This is a genomic window from Hymenobacter aranciens, from assembly GCF_030580865.1.
GTDB lineage: Bacteria > Bacteroidota > Bacteroidia > Cytophagales > Hymenobacteraceae > Hymenobacter > Hymenobacter aranciens.
The window spans coordinates 70,945-89,112 of the sequence record NZ_JAUQSY010000012.1 but is presented as its reverse complement, the minus strand read 5'-3'; the positions used below and the strand labels follow the sequence as shown (position 1 = coordinate 89,112).

The window sequence follows — 18,168 nt, the reverse complement described above, 5'->3', positions numbered from 1 at the left end:
CGCTCCCGCCGGTTTCCTGATTTTTTGCCCTACCTTCCCCTCATGTCCGCTCGCCGCCTCTCCATTATTGCCGCCGTTGCCCTGCTTGCCGCCGTGTGGGCAGGCGGTAGCGCCCGCGCCCAGTCCATCGCCGATTTCACCCTCAAAACCGCCGCCAACGCCGACGTCAGCCTGAAAAGCTACAACGGCAGTAAGGCCATAGTTGTGGTTTTCCTGAACCCGGCCTGCGCCTTTTCGCGGCTCTATCAGCAGCGGCTGGCCTCCATCAGCAATACCTACCGCAGTCAGGGCGTGCAGTTCCTGTTCGTCAACGTGCCCATCAACCTCGACGCGCCCGGCACCGCCACGCCCGGCGAGGTCGAACTGCCTACCCTCACCGATGCCACCTCGCAGGTGAGCACGCTGCTGGGCGTGAGCAAAACGGCCGAGGCCGTGGTACTGCAACCCGCGGGCGGCAGCTTTGCCGTGCGCTACCGCGGGGCCATCGACGACAACCCGCAGGTGCCCGGCAATGTGCAACAGCGCTACCTCCAGCAGGTGCTCGATAACGTGCTGGCCGGCCGCCCCGCTGGCGTGGAGGGCAAGCGCGCCGCCGGGTGTCTGATTAAGCGGTAGGGTTTAATAAAAGCACGTCATCCTGAGCCGCAGGCGAAAGGACCTCGCCCGCTTCTCTGTAGGAGTAATTTCTTCTCGTTTGAACGATTAGAGTTACCACCACAACGAAGCGGGCGAGGTCCTTTCGCTGCGCTCAGGATGACGTGCTTTTTTGTCTGCTCTACTCCAGAATATTCAGCAACACGCCCACCTCCGCCGCCTTACTCGGCTCCTGCAGCTTCTCGAAGCTGAGCTGCAGGTTGCGCATGGCCCGGCGCACGATGTCGATATTCTCGCAGGGCTCGAAGAAAATGGGGTTTGGGCTGAGGTTGAGCTGGCTGATGTAGTGCTCGATATCGGTGCGCGAGAGCACCAGCCCCCGGTTGTAGCAGTTGATGTAGAACGGCTCGGCGCCCGGCAGCTCGGGCCGGAAGGTGAGCACGAACAGGTTGGGCAGATTGACACCGAACACGGGCAAATGCAGCCGCTGCGCCACCAGCAGGTAAATGACGCACAAAGCCAACGGGTTGCCTCGCTTGGTTTCAATCACGCGCTGCAGCATCGAATTGGCCGGCGAGTGAAAATGTTGGGTGTTGGCAGCAAACTTGTGCGCCCGAAACAGCACGTGGTTGAGTGCCTGCACTTGGTCGGCGGGGTGCATTTCGGGGCGCAGCAGCGTCCACACCTCGAAGCGGAGCTGCTCGATGGCGCGGTTCAGGGCCTGCAGGTCGGCGTCGGGGTATTGGTAGGTATTGAGCAGCCACATGCCTTCGAGCAGGTCGGTGCCGCCGGCCTCGCGCCATACGCGCAGGCGCTGCTGCAGGCCCTCAAACTGCAGGTGGTGAATCAAATCCTCTAGGCGCTGCTGCTGCTGGGCATCCAGGGTTTCCTCCCAGCTTTCCTCCAGAAATGGAATGATGCTCTCGCCCAGGTTCTGGATTTCGCCCTGAATCTGGGGCGCGATTTCCGGGTCGTCGAGCAGCGAGATGAGGGCTTTTATTTCTTTGTTGGTCATTCTGAAAATCGGCGCCCGCACAGGTTGCGGGGCCGAATTTAACACGCGAAGGGGGCGTTTGGGTTTCGGGGCTGGCTTTATTATGGCTTTAAATGGAACGTCATCCTGAGCGTAGCGAAAGGACCTCGCCCACGCCGTTGGAATAGTAATTGATTACTACCACAGAGAGGCGGGCGAGGTCCTTTCGGCTGCGCCTCAGGATGACATTATGCTACCGAAACAAATTCGTCTTTGCCACTTCCAGCAGCTCGCTGCCGCGGCCGTTCATTAAGGCCTTCAGCGCATACAGCCCAAACCCGGCCGCCTGCTTGGCCTCAATGGTAGGCGGCATGCTCAACTCCTGCCGCTTCACTACGGCATCGACCACCACGGGCCCGGGGTGCGCCAGCGCCTCGCGCAACACGCTTTCCAATTGCGCCGGGTCGCCCACCCGGAGCCCCTTAATACCCGCTGCCTCGGCCAATTGCCCAAAGTCGGGATTATCCAGCTCGGTGCCGTATTCCAGCGTGGCGACGGCTTTCATTTCCAGCTCCACGAAGCTCAGGGCCGAGTTGTTGAAGATGATGATTTTGACGGGAATTTTATGCTGGCGCAAAGTCAATAACTCGCTCAGCAGCATGGCAAAGCCGCCATCGCCACACATGGCAATGACTTGCCGGCCCGGATAAGCCAGCGCCGCGCCGTAGCCCTGCGACAGCGCATTGGCCATGCTGCCGTGCACAAAGGAGCCTATCAGGCGGCGGCGCCCGTTCATCTGCAGATAGCGGGCGGCCCAGATGGTGGGCGTGCCCACGTCGCAGGTGAAAATGGCATCTTCGGCGGCCAGCTCGTTGAGCAGGCGGGCCACGTGCTGCGGGTGCAGGCTGGTGTCGCCGGCCTCGCCGGTGGCCAGCTCGGCGAGGTGCTGGTCGTCGGCGCGGTGGCGCTGCTGGGCCGCTTGCAGGTGCTCGTCGTCGGTGCGGGGCGTGAGCTGCGGTAGCAGCAGGCGTAGGGTGGCCGCCACGTCGCCCCCGAGGCCGATTTCGACGCGAGTGCGGCGGCCGATGTTCTGCGGGCGGTTATCGACCTGCACCACACGGGCGTTTTCGGGGTAAAACTGGCGGTACGGAAAGTCGGTGCCCAGCATCAGGATGGCGTCGGCATCCATCAGGGCGTGGTAGCCGGCGGGCATGCCCAGCAGGCCGCTCAGACCCACGTCGTAAGGGTTTTGCGGCTCCACGAATTCCTTGCCGCGCAGGGCGTGCACCACGGGCGCCTGCAGCTTCCCGGCCACTTGCAGCAGCTCGGCGTGCGCTTCGGCGCAGCCGATGCCGGCCAGGATGGTCACCTTTTCGCAGCTGTTGAGCAGCTGCGCGGCCTGGCGCACGTCGGCTTCGGCGGGCACCAGCTGGCTGCGGCGCCGGAGGATAGGCAGGCGCACTTCGGGCGCCTCAGTTTTGAGGTGCGAAACGTCGCCGGGAATGACGACGACGGCCACGCCGCCCTGCCCCAGCGCCGCCGCCACGGCGCTTTCCATCACCCGCACGGCCTGGGCAGGCACTGAAATCACTTCGCAATAATGGCTGCATTCCTGAAACAGCCGCTCGGGGTGGGTTTCCTGAAAGTAGCTCGTTCCAATTTCCTCGCTCGGAATCTGGGCGGCGATGGCCAGCACCGGCACGCGCGAGCGGTGGCAGTCGTACAAACCGTTAATAAGATGCGTATTGCCCGGCCCGCAGGAGCCGGCGCACACGGCCAAATCGCCGGTGAGGTGGGCCTCGGCGCCGGCGGCAAAGGCGCCGCCTTCCTCGTGCCGCACGGCAATGAATTCGATGCCCTCGGTGGTACGGATGGCGTCGGTGACGCCGTTGAGCGAGTCGCCCACGACGCCGAAGACGCGCTTGACGCCAGCGGCCACGAGGGTGTTGACGATGATTTCGGAAACGGATTTTTGGGACATACGGCCGCGGAATAGTTTTCGGGGCTGTACGCAGGAATGCCCGGCGGGGGCCAGCCGCCGGGCATTCCTTCACTTGCGGTTCACGCCGCTTAGTCCTGCTGCGAGGGCAGCCGCTCCTGGCCCGGCGGCACGGCGCGGTGCGAGAACTTATAGGTCACCGCCAGCACCAGATTGTTCTTGGCAGCCGTGTTTTGCAGGATAAACTGGCCGTCGGCGGTCTTGTAGTTGTAGTTGGCCTGGTTGACGTAGCCCAACTGCGCGATGAGGTGCTTCGTGAACTGGTAGCCGACGCCGCCATACACGCGGTTACGCTCAAACACTGGGCCGCGGGGGTTGAGAAAAATCTCGTCGTAGGCCGAGAGGAAGAGCGTGCCGGTGGTGATGGTCTTTTTATTGAGCGGAAAAAAGGCGTTGAGCCGGTAGCGGAAGCGCTGGCGGAAGCTGCTGCTGTCGTCGCGGAAGCTGAACCAGCGCTGCTCGATGCGGTAGCGGTGCTCCAGCTTGAGGCGTTTCGAGTACTGGGTGAGCACGAGCTGCTCCCAGAGGCGCTTTTCGGTATTGAGCGGACCGGCGTCGAGGTCTTTGTAGTCGGAGGTGGAGTAGCGGCCGCCGCCCACTAGGAAGGTGAAGTTGGGGTCGATGTCGAAGCTGACGCCGCCCTTGAGCTCGTAGTAGAAAAACTGTCGGGCCAGGGCGTTGGAGCGGCCCTGGGCTTCGACGTAGCCGCCCCAGCGGTGCTCGGTGCTGCCCGGCAGCTGGGCCGTCAGGATGACCCAGCTGCCCCAGGGCTGCACAGGGTTGAGGGGGGCCTGAGCGCGGGCCGACGGGGCCGCGCCCACCAAAGCCAGCAGCAGGGCGCCAGCCAAAATGGTCTTGTTCATCCTTGACAATCAGGTGGCCGGGCAACTCAGCCGGCCGGGAGTGCAAAGATACCAGCCCGGCCAGCGCGTAACATTGAGTTAACACAATGATAACACGGCGCCCCTGCTAATAACTGTCATCCTGAGCGCAGCGAAGGACCTTCTCACGTTGAAACGATGCAGTAGATTCAGCCATGAGAAGGTCCTTCGCTGCGCTCAGAATGACAGGTCTTTTAATCTGCTGCCTCCGGCAGCTTGCGCAGGATTTTATAATCGATATAAAACGTGCCAAACGGCACTAGACACGCCAGCAGCACCTTCCAGGTAGTTTCCGAGAATTTCCAGCGCTGCTCTACTCCTACGCTCAGCGTTTTGATGATGAACAGCAGGAACAGCAGCCCGTGAATCGGCCCCAGGCTCCGCACCAGGGCGGGGTTGCCGTAGAGGTGCTTCAGGGGCACGGCCACGCCGAGCAGCAGCAACAGCGACAGGCCTTCCAGCAGGCCGATGAGGCGCAGTTGGCGGACGTTGGAAGTGAGCAAGCTCATATCAAAAAGCACGGAAGAGGGCCCGCCCCGCCAGCGGCGAAAACGGCCAGGGAATAAACAACAGGATGAGCAGCAGGGCCGCGCCGTACCACCGCAGCAGCGTGCCAAACTGCGCCCGCGCCGTAGCCCGCCGCCGGGCCAGCGCCGAGCCGATGGTGACCACCACAATGGCCCCCAGCATCAGCAGCGGGTGCAGGACGCTGAAAAAGGCCGCGTCGAGCGCAAAGCCGCTTTGCCGGAGCACGGCGAAATTGGCCCGCACCACGGGGCTGCTGAGGTAGAGGGCCATGCCCAGCAGCAGCTGGAGGTGCGCCAGGGTAGCCGTCCAGTGCCGCACGGCGTTGTCGGCGGGGCTAAAGGGGGCGCCGCTGGTGTAGCCGCGCCAGGCGCGCCACAGGGCGTAGAGCAAGCTCAGCAGCACCAGCCAGCGGACGGCCGAGTGCAGCGAGAGGATGGTAGCGTACATGAAAACCGGGGCGTTGAGAAGTCCCGCAAAGGTCCGGCCCCGCCCCCGCTACCGGCTAGGACGCAGGCGGCCGGTTTCAGGACGTTTCAATCCGCCGCCGGAATTCCAGCGGGGTGAGGCCTTCGTATTTCCTGAACAGTCGGCTGAAGTAGGAGGCGTCGACCAAACCCACGTCGGCGGCCACGTCGGCCACCGAGCGGTGGCTGTGGTGCAGCAGCACTTTTGCTTCCAGAATGATGGTTTCGTCAATCCAGCGGCCGGGCGACTTGCCGGTGCTGGCTTTCACGGCCTTGTTCAAATGATTAGGTGAGACGTGCAGCTGGGCGGCGTAGGCGGCCACGCGGTGCTCCTGCCGGAACTGCGCCAGCAGCCGCTCCCGAAACTGGTTGGCCAGCTGCGCGGCCCGGCCCCCGGCGGCCGGGGCGGGCTGGTAAGCGCGGTTCAGCTCACACAGGAGCGCCGCCAGATAGGCTTGCAGCAAGCCCACGGCGGCCAGCCCGCCGGCGGCGTACTCGGCGCGCAGCTTTTCCAGCAGGGGCCGGACGGATGCGGCCACGCCGCTGCTGGCCGGGAAGTACGGCGCGCCCCACACCCGCAGAAAATCAAACTCCCCCGGCAGCGCTCCATGCGTGATGCGGCCCTGGAAAAAATCGGGGTGGAAGCTGCACAGGTAGCCCGCGTGCGGGGCCACCTCCCCAAAGGCCAGCACCTGCCCGGCGGGCACCAGCAGGCAGTCGCCGGGGCTCAGCACGTAGGTTTCGTGGCCCACGCTCATGCGGCCAGCGCCCGCGGTGAGCAGCAGCAGCAGGTGGGCGCTGGTGCGGGTGGGCGGCACGGGCAGGCGCATCAGCTGGTACATTTCCTCCAATCGCACGGCGAAAAAGCGCTCGAAGCCGGGGTGCAGCAGCGCCGGCGCGGCGGCCGGCTGCACGTAGGCGCGGTGGAAGGCAGCCGTGTCGTGGGTGAGGATGGGGGGCATGGTGTAAAGATGAGCAAACCGCCCATTATCCAAGCTGTTTTGTTTGGGTTCCCATCAGCCGCTATATAGCCTGCGCTAGCAGCGAACCGCCGAGCAGTGTATTTTTTATCCGCATAATGGGGGCGAAGTAACAAGGTTTATACTCTTCGAAAAGGCCACGTCGCAAACGTCACTCAAAAAACCGGCCCCGCCCCCCGGCAGTACCAATCTGCGGGAGCGGGGCCGGTTTTCGAGCCAGTCAAAAAGGCTTAGTAGCTTTCCTTGAGCACCCCAAACTTGCGGCGCTCGGCCTTATACGTCTTGGGATAGTTGGCCTGCAGCAGCAGCAGGATGGCCACGAAAATAGCTTCGGCTTCCTGGCGGTACTGGTTTTTGTCGCCTACTTCCGTCGCACGGATGCCCTTGTCCTTTTCCAGTTGCCCTTGCAGTTGATTGTACTCGTCCGAAATCTGCTTCCAGAAAGCGTGGCCGTATTTGCCTTCCTTGAGGCCGTGTTCGGGCCGGGCCAGGGCCTTCACCAGCTTGAGCAGGGCCTTGGCGCGCTTGCCCCGGTCGTGGGGCAGGGTGTATTCGCTGCCAATTTTCTCAATACCGAACTCGCCATAATACGGCTTGCCATCGTTCTCCTCGTCGTAGCGCAGAGCCAAGGCCTTGCGCACGTATTTCAGCTTCCCCTCTTCTTTGCTCCCGTCAATCATCTTGTCCAACTCGCCCAGACGGCGCGACTGCGGGGTGATACTGTCGCCGGCTTCGCCGGTAGAGCGCAGGCTTTCGCGCAGTTGGGTAGCTAAGGTGCTGGCTTTGCTCTGCGTAGTCCACTCCAGCGTAAGCTGGGGGCGCAGGCCCCACTCGGCCGTCATCAGGTCAAATGCTTCGGAGAATTCCTGGTCCCCCTCGGGTATATTGCGGCTTTTGGCGCGCGTGGGCTGGGTTGAGTCGCTGGTCGGCTTAGTTGGCTCCATGTAGTTGATGTGGTTAAGGTTAAAGGAACGGTACTGCGCCGCCAAAGTAAAAAGAAAATTTCACATTTCCGTTGCCTTATTCGCCTGCCACCCAGCCCTTCTCCGGCCCCTGAACCGCTCATTTCCCGAAAGCCCCGGTCGCGCACAGCGGCCGCCCTGTTCGGAGAATGAAAACGCCCGCCGCCGTGCGCGGCCGCCCCTTCGGGAAATGAAAACGCCCGCCGCCATGCGCGGCGGGCGTTTTCGGAAAATGAAAAGGGCTGCCGCAGTGCGCGGCAGCCCTTTTCATTTTCCAAACGCATGGCCGGCCCCCGGGCAGCCCGGGCGCCACCTGCCGCCTAGTTGGTCGAGATTTCCTCGCCAATCTCATCGCGCAGCACTTTCTTGGCCTGGGGTAGCGTCACGGCGTTGCTGGGCAGGGCGCAGTTCTCGTTCTGCAGCTCGGGCAGGGGCTTTTCCTTCACGGCGTTGGCCACCACGCCCACCAGCGGCACAAAGGCCAGGCCCTTCTTGGTAGCCGAGGCCTTCAGGCCGATGCTGGCCGTGCTGACGCGGCCGGTGAGCGGAATTTTGGGCGACGTGTACACTAGGCTGCCGCGAAACTGCGGGTCGCCCTGGTCGGAGTAGGTGCCCGCAAACACCGATGTGATGATTTCGAAGAAGATGACGCTCTTGCCCACCTTCGCCGGGTCCATTTCCAGGTACTTCAGCATGCCCGGCGAGCCCTTCTCGCTGTTGCCTTCGTAGAGCTCGCCGGGGCGGGTGCCCCGGTCCTGGTTAAACTTCTCAATCAGCCCCGTGCGCGTGATGGTGCCGTAGCCTTTGCCGGCAAACTTGGCCCGGATGTTTTCCACATCGGCCCGGCTGTACTCGGTGCGGTCCACGTATTCCAGCTGCAGCTTGTTTTTCAGGTCGTAGCTGCCCGCAATGATGTTGACCCGGAAATGGTCGCACATGTCGAGCGAGTTGAAAAACGGGTACACCAGCGTCATCTCATCAAAGCCGTAGCAGTTGATCTCCTTCACCTGCTTGCCGTTGATGTAAAAGCCGGCGTAATGGGGGGCTTCCTCGTCGGCCGGCGCGGCGGCCGCTACGGGCACGGCGGCCGACGCCGTGAGGGTTTGGGGGACCGGGGTGGTTTGGGCGCACACCGGCGTCAGTACGGCGGCCGCGAGCGCGGCCGTAAGGTAAAATTGCTTCATGTAAGCAGGATGGGTGGGTGGTTGATAAAGCTCTCTACTTTCAGAAAAAAGACGGCCGCTGTTTCGAGAATAAGTCCGGCACTACGGCGCACAAAGCGCCACGCGGCAAAGCTACTAGCTTTCTGCGCATCACCAAAAAAAGTTTTTCACGGGTGGTGCCCGCCCCGCTGCGGGCCACCGCCGGCCGCCGCTTGCTTTGTCGGGGGCTGGCGGGGTTTAGCCGGCCGGCGGCATGTCTTCGGGCGGCACGGCCACTATCTGCCCGCCGCGCGAGATGATGACCGGGCTCTGCTTGTATTTCTTGAAGGCCAGCAGGGCGCGGTAGGCCTCGGCGAGGCCCTGCTGCACCTGCTGGCTGAATCTGGCCGTTTCGGCCTGCGCTTGTTCTTGCTTAGACATAATTCTACTGATAGGATTGCAACATATCGTCAGGAGTTCGCACAACTCTTCCGGTTGGAAATGCTTCCAGAAACTGACGCCCCACGGTTTCATCCCGAAACTTCAGCAGCGTAAAGGTGCCATCAAAGGCTACTATTTCGATTTCAGAACCAGCGAGCTGAAACGCCTCCGGTTCGGACCAGATGCGGCGGTTGCCATCGGCATACGGCACCTCTTCGGGCGGTACAGCCGGAATATCACCCACGACTCCACAGAAAACACCCCACACTACTTGCATGTCCCAGCCCACAAAGGCTTCGTAAAACGTTTTACCCGGCACCACACTATAATACGGCGCCGCATCGTAGGACTGTGCCTGCCAGGTTTCAATCAGGGGCGAATACTTCCCCCAGCATCGCAGGTCAGTTACCAGCCAGTTTAGCTGTTCCACCTGCTGCCGGAGTGGCGGCAGCAGTTCGCTCAAGTAGCTCTGGTAGCCTTCTTGCAAAATGATGGTCATGGGCTATTCGCCGGCTTGCTTCAGAACGGTTTGCATCAGGGCCGCACTCAGCCGAAAGTTAGTAGCCGCAATTGCCTCCAGTAGCGGCCGGAGGGCCGCCACGTGCCCTTTTTGTTTTGCCCGCAGCAAGATACCCAGCGTGCCCGTGGTGTCCAGTTGTAGCTGTTGCGCCACCGCGCGGCCACGCCGTTCGTCAATGATAAGCAGGCTGTCGGGCTGCTCCAGAGCCAGCGCAATGGCGCTGGCTTCGCCCCGGTCCAGCGTCAGGGCCAGCAGCTGCACCTGGCGCGGGTTCTGCACCGCCGTCACTCGTAGCCAGGCCGGCAGGGGTAAGCCGTACTCTTTGGCCACCACGTCCGTCACCATCACTTGGCCAAACAGCTGCCGCAAAAGGTCTAGCGCCCCGATATTCTGTAGCAGAATCAGGCAGCTGGCATCAGCTATTACGACGGGCGGCATTCTCTACGTCTTTTAATAGCTCCTCTTCCGTCAGGTCGAACAGCGCCACGCCGTAGTTGCCCAGCAGCTCCATAAAGGTGCGCTTGCTATAGCCCGCCAGCTCCGCCGCCTGCCCCAGTGAGAGGTCGCCCCGCTCGTAGAGGCGCGTGGCTAGCAGCATGGCCGCCTCCTTCGGGTCGAGGGTCAGCGAATCGGGCACCTCTAAGGTTAGCGTTTTCATACAGGAAAGCGTTGGTGACTTTTAAAAGTACGGGGCGGGGGCTAAAAGTTCGAACTCGCGGCAGTCGAGCAGGCCCGGCAGCAGGGCGTAGGCGGCGGTGGTTTTGCCCGCGCCATTGCAGCCGGCCAGGAGGTAGAGGGTGGTCATGGGTAAAACCAATAATCAGCGAGCTTATCCCCCTGAAAAACTTTTTGCCATTCGGCTAAAGAAATGGCTGTCTCTTCAGTTTCATCATCAAATATTATCCAGCCGCCAGTAAGCTCTGACAACTCTTTTAGTTGCTGAATCTGCTGCTCATCGACGAAGGTGCGTCCATACTTAGCCGGTCCCGTCTGCACAATATGCCATAGTACATGCTCTAACCCATCCAGCCATTCAGCGCACCATCCCTCTTCCGAGATGTCGCTCATCAGGTCACGTAGTCTTTGTTGGTCGGGAGTTAGCCACATAGCTCAACACTGCTTTAGAAGATGACCAATTTTAGTCCTCACACCTGAATAACCCCCACATTATACGCCTTCTCAATGGGCGCATGGTTGGCCGCCGCAATGCCCTCCGATAGCACTTTGCGCGTTTCCAGCGGGTCAATCACGGCATCGACCCAGAGGCGGGCCGCCGCGTAGTAGGGCGAGAGCTGCTCGTCGTAGCGGGCCTTGATGCGGTCGAGGAGTTCCTTTTCGGCCTCGGGGGTGATGACTTCGCCTTTGGCCTTGAGCGAGGCCACCTGAATTTGCAGCAGCGTGTTGGCCGCCGCCGCGCCGCTCATCACGGCCAGCTGGGCGGTGGGCCAGGCCACTATCAGGCGCGGGTCGTAGGCCTTGCCGCACATGGCGTAGTTGCCGGCCCCGTAGCTGTTGCCCACTATCACCGTGAACTTAGGTACCACCGAATTACTCATGGCATTCACCATCTTGGCGCCGTCTTTGATGATGCCGCCTTGCTCGCTCTGGCTGCCCACCATGAAGCCCGACACGTCGTGCAGAAACACCAGCGGGATGCGCTTCTGGTTGCAGTTCATGATGAAGCGGGCCGCCTTGTCGGCCGAGTCGGAGTAGATGACGCCGCCCATCTGCATGCCGGTTTTCTTGCTCTTCACGATTTTGCGCTGGTTGGCCACGATACCCACCGCCCAGCCGTCGATGCGCGCCAGCCCGCAAATCAGCGTCTGGCCGTAGAGGTCCTTGTAGGGCTCAAACTCGGAGTTGTCCACCAGCCGGTTGATGATGTCCATCATGTCGTAGGGCTTCACCCGGTCCGACGGGAGCAGGCCGTAGATTTCCTGCTCATTCAGCTTCGGCGCGGCCGGTGCGGCGCGGTGAAAGCCGGCGGTGGGGTGCCCGCCCATCTTGTCGAAGATGTTGCGGATGTGCGTCAGGCACTCCTCGTCGGTGTCGAACTTATAATCAGTAACGCCCGAGATTTCGGAGTGCATGCTCGCCCCGCCCAGCGCCTCGTTGTCGATGCTCTCGCCGATGGCCGACTTCACCAGGTACGAGCCCGCCAGAAACACCGAGCCCGTGCCGTTCACAATCATCGCCTCGTCGCTCATGATGGGCAGGTAGGCCCCACCCGCCACGCACGGCCCCATGATGGCCGAAATCTGCACGATGCCCATGCTGCTCATCACCGCATTGTTGCGGAAGATGCGTCCGAAGTGCTCCTTGTCGGGGAAAATCTCGTCCTGCATGGGCAGGTACACCCCCGCCGAATCGACGAGGTAGATGATGGGCAGCTTGTTTTCGATGCTGATTTCCTGGGCCCGCAGGTTTTTCTTGGCCGTGATGGGAAACCAGGCCCCCGCCTTCACGGTGGCGTCATTGGCCACCACGATGCATTGCCGCCCCTGCACGTAACCGATAACGACGACCACGCCGCCGCCCGGGCAGCCGCCCTCGCTGGCGTACATCCCCTCCCCCGCAAAGGCCCCGATTTCGACTTGGCCTGCTCCTTTATCCAGCAAGAAGTCAATCCGCTCGCGGGCCGTCAGCTTGCCCTTGGCCTTGTGGGCTTCGATGCGCTTGGGGCCACCGCCGAGGGCCACTTTGGCGAGTTTCTGGCGCAGGTTAAAGCTGAGTTGCTTGAGTTGGTCTTCGTTGCGGTTGAATTCGAGGTTCATGGGTGGGAAATGGGTGGGGTGGGGAAATGGAAGCGTAAAAATAGAACGTCATCCTGAGCGCAGCGAAAGGACCTCGCCCGCTTCGTTGGGGGAGTAATCAATTACTGCTGCACGCGGCGCGGGCGAGGTCCTTTCGGCGCTCCGCGCCTCAGGATGACGTTCTGGTTTAGTCGTTCAAACCAACAAAAAAATCCGCCCGGAGGCGGATTTCAAAGGTAAGAACAAGCCCGCCAAGCGGCGCGGGCTAGCGCTTTTCTACTTTCTTTTCTTCTTTGATGACCGTGCCATCCGGCTTCTTGGTGACTTCGGTTTTCTCCTTATCCTTGGTGCCGCCGAACACCGAGAAGTGCACGTAGCGCCGGGGGTTATCGTTGATGTCGGTAAAGAGCGAGTTAGCCGTAGTCACGGTCGTGTTCAGGTTCACGTAGAGCGAGCTGTCGTTGAGTAGCTTGTTGAGGGAGCCATTGGGGTCGTTCAATGACTTATTCAGCCCCGCCATGGCGCCCTGGGTTTCGGCCAGGGTCGAGTTGAGGCGGCGCAGGGCCGGGCCCACCGGCGCGCTTTTCAGCGAGTCCGACAACTCATCAAAGTTCACCACAATCTTATCGAGCTTGGCGCTGGTGTTGTTGAGGCTGCGCGTGAGCTTGGCCATATTGCCGGTGATGGCGGCAATGTTGGCCTGGTTGGCCACAATGAGGGCCTGCAGGGCCTCGGCACTCTGGCGGGCACCCAGCAGCGTGCCCGCAATGTTGGTCTGGGCATCCTTGTTGAGCATGGCGTTGAGGTTGCCCAGCGTAGCGCCCACGGTATCGAGCACCGGCAGGGCCCGAGCCTGAAAGATATCGGCGATGTTCACGTCCGACACCGCTTTCAGCTCCTCGCCGCCCGTGTAGAGCTTCGTGCTTTTGCCCAGCTTCAGCGAGATGGTTTTAGAGCCCAGCAGCGAGCCCACGATGGTAGCCACCGAAGAGTCGCCCACGGCTATATCCTTGCGGATTTCGAGGCCGATGTGCACCATGTTGTTCTTCTCGGGCTGCAGCTTCACGCTGTTTACCTGGCCCACGGGCACGCCATTCAATACGACCACCGTGCCGGCGGTGAGGCCGGTCGCACTCGGGTAAGTAGCGTAAAAGGTGCGGTCGGACGAGAAAATATTGCTGCCTTTCAGAAAATTATAGCCGAAAATGAGCAACGCAATGGCCACAATGGCCAGCAGGGCTACTTTTATTTCTTTAGACACGGTCGGTGTTGGGTAAGAGGGTAAGTGGTATGCGGGCAGGAGGGGAAAGTCGGATGAGGCGTTAAAGGTTAGGCGAAAAAGGAAGCCGAATGTTTTATTTTCATTCATCTCCCGCCCGCGCATCCCTCCTACCCTCTTGAATCTACCCCCCTTCCAGCTCGCGCTTGTAGTCGCGGAAGGCGCGGTAGATGCCTGCCGCCATATACGATTGATTGGTCTTATCGTTCAGATAGCGCTCCTCGGCCGCATTGGTGAGGAAGCCTGCCTCGATGAGCACCGAGGGCATGGTCGATTTCCAGAGCACGATGAAGCCGGCCTGTTTCACACCGCGGCTGCTGCGCCCCACGGTGGTCCGAAACTGCTTGTCGATGCGCTGGGCCAGGCGCAGGCTGTTGGTGACGTAGGCCGACTGGAACAGCGAAAACAGGATGTGGCTCTGGGGCGAGTGCGGGTCGAAGCCATTGTAGCGCTTCTTGTAGTCATCTTCCTGGAGGATAACGGCATTTTCGCGCTTGGCCACGTTCAGGTTGGCGTCGGTTTTGTGCGGGCCCATGGTCCACACCTCAGTGCCGTGGCCGCCGCCGCTGGCCGCGTTGCAATGCACCGAGATGAACAGGTCGGCGTGGTTGCGGTTGGCAATGGCCGAGCGCTCGTCGAGCTTCACAAACACGTCGGTTTTGCGGGTGTACACCACTTTCACGCCGGGCATGTTCTGCTGAATCTGCTTGCCCAGGGCCAGCACGATGCCCAGGGCCACGTCGGCCTCGTGGGCTTTCGCGCCCGAGCAGCCAATGTCTTTGCCGCCATGGCCGGCATCGAGCACCACGGTGCGCAGGCGGTATTTGGTGGGCGAGGCGCGGCTGGCGGGGGCTTCGTCGTCGGCGTCGTTGGTTTGGCGCAGCAGCTCGTCCACGGCGGCGGTGTCGGGCACGGCGGGTTTGGCCTGGCGGCCCGAGTCGGGCAGAGGCGTCTGGCTGCCGCCTAATAAAAAGCTGAGCGCAAGCAACCAACTGCCCATTATGCGGCTCCTGCATGCAGCAGTTCGCCGCTGACCCGTACCCAAGGCAATAATCCGCACGATGTTCGTTGAAGGGGCGGCAGCGACCTGCTACCTTTGTATAAGCCCCAAAATTAGAAAGAAAATTAACCGTTACCTTACCTTGCCTATTCTGATAGCTACCCTTCAGCGAATCGGCGAAAAGCTATTATTGGTGAAAAAGATGCGTGGGACCGGGCTTTTGCTGCTAGTGCTGATGCTGTTGGCCGGCGCCGCGCGGGCCCAGACCACCCCGCGCGCCGATACTACCTACACCCCGGCCAACGCTCCGGCCGTGAAGCCCGCGCCGGCCCGCGACGCCCAGCGCGCCGGCAGCGCCCCTACCCCACCGGTGCGCTACATGTCGCCCGACCCGCGCGACCCCATGGGGCCGCCCCCGCCCGGTGCCATCAACCCCGGTCAGCCGCGCGTGCCCGGCACTTCGCACAAGCCCGTGCCCGACACGCTGGCCAAAGCCCTGCCCGGCGATACCCTGGGCGTGGTGCGCGGCACCGGCGACTCGCTCAACGTGACGGCCCGCCGTAAAGGCCAGATTGAGAGCACAGTAAAATACGTGGCCAAGGACTCCATTCAGTTTGACGTGACGGCGAAAGTGGCCCGGCTGTTCAGCAAGGCCAAGGTCGATTACGGCGACATTAATCTGACCGCCGCCCTCATCACCGTGAACTACGGCCTCAACACCGTATTTGCGGAGGGCCAGCTCGATACGCTAAAAAACCGGGTGGTGGACAAACCCGTGTTCAAGCAAAGCGCCGACACCTACACGGCCGGCAAAATTGCCTATAACTTCAAAACCAAGAAGGGTAAAATCACCGAGGCCGTGACCCAGCAGGGCGAGGGCTACGTGAGTGCCGAAACCATCAAACGCCTGCCCAGCAACGAGCTCTACGGCCAGAACGGCCGATACACCACCTGCAACCTGGAGCACCCGCACTTCTACATTCAGGCCAGCAAAATGAAGGTGATACCCGGCGAGAAAGTCGTGACCGGGCCTTTCAACCTAGTCATCGGCGACGTGCCGACGCCGCTGGGCTTCCTGTTCGGCTTTTTCCCCACGCCCAAGAAAGGCCGGGGCTCGGGGCTGCTGATTCCGACCTTCGGGCAGGCGGCCGACCGGGGCTATTTCCTGACCAACGGGGGCTATTACTTCGCGCCCAACGACTACATCGGGGTGCGCCTGACGGGTGACGTATACGCCGGCAACGGCCAGGACTTTGGCGGCTGGGGCGGCACGGCCGACATCCAGTACCTGAAGCGCTACACTTACAATGGCAACTTCAACTTCCGCTTCACCGACCGGCCCAGCACCCAGCTGATACAGCAAACCGGCGTGTCGACCGGCACTGAGTACGTGCGCCCGGCCTCGGCCCAGACCTTCTGGCTGGGCTGGAACCACACGCCGGTGCCCAAGCCGGGCGGCGGGCGCTTCTCGGCCAGCGTGAACGCGGGCAGCACCAGCTACAACCGCCAGAACAGCATCGACGCCCGGCGCTACCTCACGCCGTCGTTCACGTCCAATATCAGCTACTCGAAGCAGTTGCGCAACCTGCCCATCAACTACAGCGTGCGCCTGGGCCAGACGCAGAACACCCTGACGGGGGCCATGAACTTCACCCTGCCCGACATTGCCGTGCAGGTGGCCCGCCAATACCCCTACCAGTGGCTGGGCATCGAGCCGAAAGGCCGCTTCTACGAGCAGTTCTCCATCACCTACAGTCTGGCAGCTCAGAACCAGATAAGTAATATTGTAACGGCGCGGCAGCTGGACGGCGGCAGCTTGCCGCTGCTGGGCGGCACCACCACCGAGCGCCGCATTCCCATCAGCTTTGCCACGCTGGGCGAGCTGATGCGCAATGCCCAGAACGGCGCCCAGCACCAGTTTGGCATCGTGCTGGGCTCTTACACGGTGGCTAAGCACTTCAAGCTGAATCCCAGCGTGAACTACGGCGAAACCTGGTATGCCCAAAGCTTGGTCTACGACTTTAAAAAAGAGGCGCAGGCCTTTCGCATCGATACGGTGCGGGGCTTCAACCGGGCTTACAGCTACTCGGCGGGCCTGAGCATAAATACCGCCATTTATGGTACGTTGGTGCGCAAGGGGACGCGTAAGATTCAGGCCATCCGGCATAAGCTCACCCCCAGCCTTAACTACAGCTACTCGCCCAACCTTAGCAATGTCCCCAACACTTACACTAACCTGAATTTCAGCGACCGGCGGGCCGCGCAGTATATCACCAACGACCGCTACCTGAGCAACTACACCGGTTTCGTATATGGCACACCGGGTGGCAATGAGGTCAGCTCACTGTCGTTTTCACTGCAAAACGCGGTGGAAATGAAGGTCCGCAACCAGAACGATACCACCGGCACTAATCCCTTCAAAAAGGTCAGCCTCATTGACGGCTTTGATTTCAGCATCGGCTACAACCTGGCGGCCGACTCGCTGCGCCTATCGCCGCTCTCCGTAACGTTCCGCAACCAGCTGCTGCAGAAGCTCAACATCCAGGCCAGCGCCAGCTTCGAGCCTTATCAGCGCGACAGCCTCGGCCGCACCATCAACCGCTACCTCTTCGAGCAGGACCGCCGCCGCATCGCGCGCCTGGCCTCGGCCAACCTGGGCCTCTCGTACGCTTTCAACCCTACCACCGGCAACAAGAAAAGCACTATCCCGCGCCAGGTGGCCCCCACCAACGACCCTACGCTGGGCACGCCCGGCCCGCAGGCCTTCTATGCCGATTACGTGGATTTCGAAATTCCCTGGGAGCTGTCGGCCACCTTCAACGCCTCGTACTCAACAAATACTGCTCCGTTACGTCGTAACCAAGAAGCAATTACCCCGCTGCTGCGCACAGCGTCGATGGGCCTCACGGGTTCCATCAAGCTGACGCCCAACCTGCGCCTGAGCTCGCAGCTGAACTACGATTTCGTCTCGAAAAACATTGTGTATCCCACCATCACCTTCTTCCGCGACCTGCACTGCTGGCAGATTTCGGGGATGTGGATTCCGCTGGGCCAGACGCGCGGCTACAACTTCACCATCGCCGCCAAGAGCAGCCTGCTGCAAGACCTGAAGCTCAACCGCAACCGCCTACAACAGTATCAGTAGCAAGCAGGTAAAGGCCTAAATTTCACCTACAAAGGGGCTGGCCCTTCGCCGGGCGCGGGGTCGTGCTCCTGCTGATGCTGGAGCCAGGCTAACCCGGCATCGCGGGTTTCAAAAAACGCCAGATGCAGGTCGTAGGCGGCACAAATTTGCTGCAACTGCTCAATCGCCGGGTCGTGCGCGTAGTCGTTCTGCGCCGCCATGATGTAGGCAATGAAGAGCGGATGCCCCAGCGAACGCACGGCGTGCGGCGCAAAAGTGTGCGCGTACCACTGGTAAATGTCGTCGGAATAACGCACTCGGTGGCTCAAATCGACCAGCCAGAAGCGGCAGCGGTTCTGCACGCGGGCCACTGCCAGCAAGTCGCCGTAGTCATTACGGGCGCTTTCGTTTGTCGCCGTTTGCAGCCACTGAGCCGTCAAAATGCTTTCGCCGGGCTCGTGCAGGATTTGAAAGGATGACTTGTTGAACACTGAAGACGCGTACGAAAGGGGCCGCGGTAATTATAGT

The 18,168-nt window shown here is 61.4% G+C and carries 20 protein-coding genes; 2 read left to right on the top strand and 18 right to left on the bottom strand.

Annotated features, from left to right (window positions below):
* The first annotated feature begins 42 nt into the window (after window positions 1–42).
* A complete protein-coding gene (locus Q5H93_RS17675; RefSeq protein WP_305007955.1) occupies window positions 43–615 on the top strand; it encodes a redoxin domain-containing protein in 573 nt (190 codons plus the stop codon).
* 160 nt (window positions 616–775) lie between these two features.
* On the opposite strand, the gene Q5H93_RS17670 is transcribed toward Q5H93_RS17675, so the two are convergent.
* The 17 genes from Q5H93_RS17670 to Q5H93_RS17590 form a co-directional block, all read right to left on the bottom strand.
* On the bottom strand, window positions 776–1,609 hold the full coding sequence (locus Q5H93_RS17670; protein WP_305007954.1) for a transglutaminase-like domain-containing protein: 834 nt from the start codon (window positions 1,607–1,609) through the stop codon (window positions 776–778).
* A gap of 211 nt (window positions 1,610–1,820) precedes the next feature.
* Complete coding sequence (gene poxB, locus Q5H93_RS17665; RefSeq protein ID WP_305007953.1) at window positions 1,821–3,548, bottom strand: ubiquinone-dependent pyruvate dehydrogenase; 1,728 nt, start codon at window positions 3,546–3,548, stop codon at window positions 1,821–1,823.
* A gap of 89 nt (window positions 3,549–3,637) precedes the next feature.
* The gene (locus Q5H93_RS17660) at window positions 3,638–4,429 is read right to left on the bottom strand and encodes a DUF2490 domain-containing protein (protein ID WP_305007952.1); all 792 of its coding nucleotides are present in this window, start codon (window positions 4,427–4,429) and stop codon (window positions 3,638–3,640) included.
* A 212-nt stretch (window positions 4,430–4,641) separates the two neighbouring features.
* The gene (locus Q5H93_RS17655; protein WP_305007950.1) at window positions 4,642–4,956 is read right to left on the bottom strand and encodes a DUF3817 domain-containing protein; all 315 of its coding nucleotides are present in this window, start codon (window positions 4,954–4,956) and stop codon (window positions 4,642–4,644) included.
* Window position 4,957: 1 nt separating this feature from the next.
* Window positions 4,958–5,422 carry a hypothetical protein gene (locus Q5H93_RS17650; RefSeq protein ID WP_305007949.1) on the bottom strand — a complete coding sequence of 155 codons (465 nt, stop codon included), beginning with the start codon at window positions 5,420–5,422 and terminating at the stop codon, window positions 4,958–4,960.
* A gap of 76 nt (window positions 5,423–5,498) precedes the next feature.
* Complete coding sequence (locus Q5H93_RS17645) at window positions 5,499–6,401, bottom strand: AraC family transcriptional regulator (protein WP_305007948.1); 903 nt, start codon at window positions 6,399–6,401, stop codon at window positions 5,499–5,501.
* 248 nt (window positions 6,402–6,649) lie between these two features.
* Entirely contained in the window at window positions 6,650–7,363 is a 714-nt protein-coding gene (locus tag Q5H93_RS17640; RefSeq protein WP_305007946.1) for a hypothetical protein, read from the bottom strand.
* 338 nt (window positions 7,364–7,701) lie between these two features.
* On the bottom strand, window positions 7,702–8,565 hold the full coding sequence (locus Q5H93_RS17635) for a hypothetical protein (RefSeq protein WP_305007945.1): 864 nt from the start codon (window positions 8,563–8,565) through the stop codon (window positions 7,702–7,704).
* A 216-nt stretch (window positions 8,566–8,781) separates the two neighbouring features.
* On the bottom strand, window positions 8,782–8,964 hold the full coding sequence (locus Q5H93_RS17630; RefSeq protein ID WP_305007944.1) for a hypothetical protein: 183 nt from the start codon (window positions 8,962–8,964) through the stop codon (window positions 8,782–8,784).
* Window positions 8,965–8,968: 4 nt separating this feature from the next.
* The gene (locus tag Q5H93_RS17625) at window positions 8,969–9,463 is read right to left on the bottom strand and encodes a hypothetical protein (RefSeq protein WP_305007943.1); all 495 of its coding nucleotides are present in this window, start codon (window positions 9,461–9,463) and stop codon (window positions 8,969–8,971) included.
* Between the two features lie 3 nt (window positions 9,464–9,466).
* A complete protein-coding gene (locus Q5H93_RS17620; RefSeq protein ID WP_305007942.1) occupies window positions 9,467–9,922 on the bottom strand; it encodes a PIN domain-containing protein in 456 nt (151 codons plus the stop codon).
* Window positions 9,900–10,142, bottom strand: a complete 243-nt coding sequence (locus Q5H93_RS17615) for a UPF0175 family protein (RefSeq protein WP_305007941.1) — start codon at window positions 10,140–10,142, stop codon at window positions 9,900–9,902. The genes Q5H93_RS17620 and Q5H93_RS17615 overlap by 23 nt, the downstream gene beginning before the upstream one ends.
* 21 nt (window positions 10,143–10,163) lie before the next feature.
* Window positions 10,164–10,289 (bottom strand): hypothetical protein, encoded by a 126-nt coding sequence (locus Q5H93_RS17610; RefSeq protein WP_305007940.1) that lies wholly within the window; start codon window positions 10,287–10,289, stop codon window positions 10,164–10,166.
* On the bottom strand, window positions 10,286–10,552 hold the full coding sequence (locus tag Q5H93_RS17605; protein ID WP_305007939.1) for a hypothetical protein: 267 nt from the start codon (window positions 10,550–10,552) through the stop codon (window positions 10,286–10,288). Before Q5H93_RS17605 ends, Q5H93_RS17610 begins: the two co-directional genes overlap by 4 nt.
* A gap of 77 nt (window positions 10,553–10,629) precedes the next feature.
* Window positions 10,630–12,258 carry an acyl-CoA carboxylase subunit beta gene (locus tag Q5H93_RS17600; RefSeq protein WP_305007938.1) on the bottom strand — a complete coding sequence of 543 codons (1,629 nt, stop codon included), beginning with the start codon at window positions 12,256–12,258 and terminating at the stop codon, window positions 10,630–10,632.
* A gap of 244 nt (window positions 12,259–12,502) precedes the next feature.
* The gene (locus Q5H93_RS17595) at window positions 12,503–13,498 is read right to left on the bottom strand and encodes an MlaD family protein (protein WP_305007937.1); all 996 of its coding nucleotides are present in this window, start codon (window positions 13,496–13,498) and stop codon (window positions 12,503–12,505) included.
* Window positions 13,499–13,640: 142 nt separating this feature from the next.
* Complete coding sequence (locus tag Q5H93_RS17590; RefSeq protein WP_369811058.1) at window positions 13,641–14,399, bottom strand: N-acetylmuramoyl-L-alanine amidase family protein; 759 nt, start codon at window positions 14,397–14,399, stop codon at window positions 13,641–13,643.
* A 352-nt stretch (window positions 14,400–14,751) separates the two neighbouring features.
* Here Q5H93_RS17590 and Q5H93_RS17585 point away from each other — a divergent pair, with 352 nt between their 5' ends.
* The gene (locus tag Q5H93_RS17585) at window positions 14,752–17,661 is read left to right on the top strand and encodes a putative LPS assembly protein LptD (protein WP_305008027.1); all 2,910 of its coding nucleotides are present in this window, start codon (window positions 14,752–14,754) and stop codon (window positions 17,659–17,661) included.
* 26 nt (window positions 17,662–17,687) lie between these two features.
* Here the strand turns inward: Q5H93_RS17585 and Q5H93_RS17580 are convergent, their stop codons facing one another.
* Window positions 17,688–18,131: a hypothetical protein gene (locus tag Q5H93_RS17580; protein ID WP_305007935.1), complete on the bottom strand. Its 444-nt coding sequence runs from the start codon at window positions 18,129–18,131 to the stop codon at window positions 17,688–17,690.
* Window positions 18,132–18,168 lie beyond the last annotated feature (37 nt).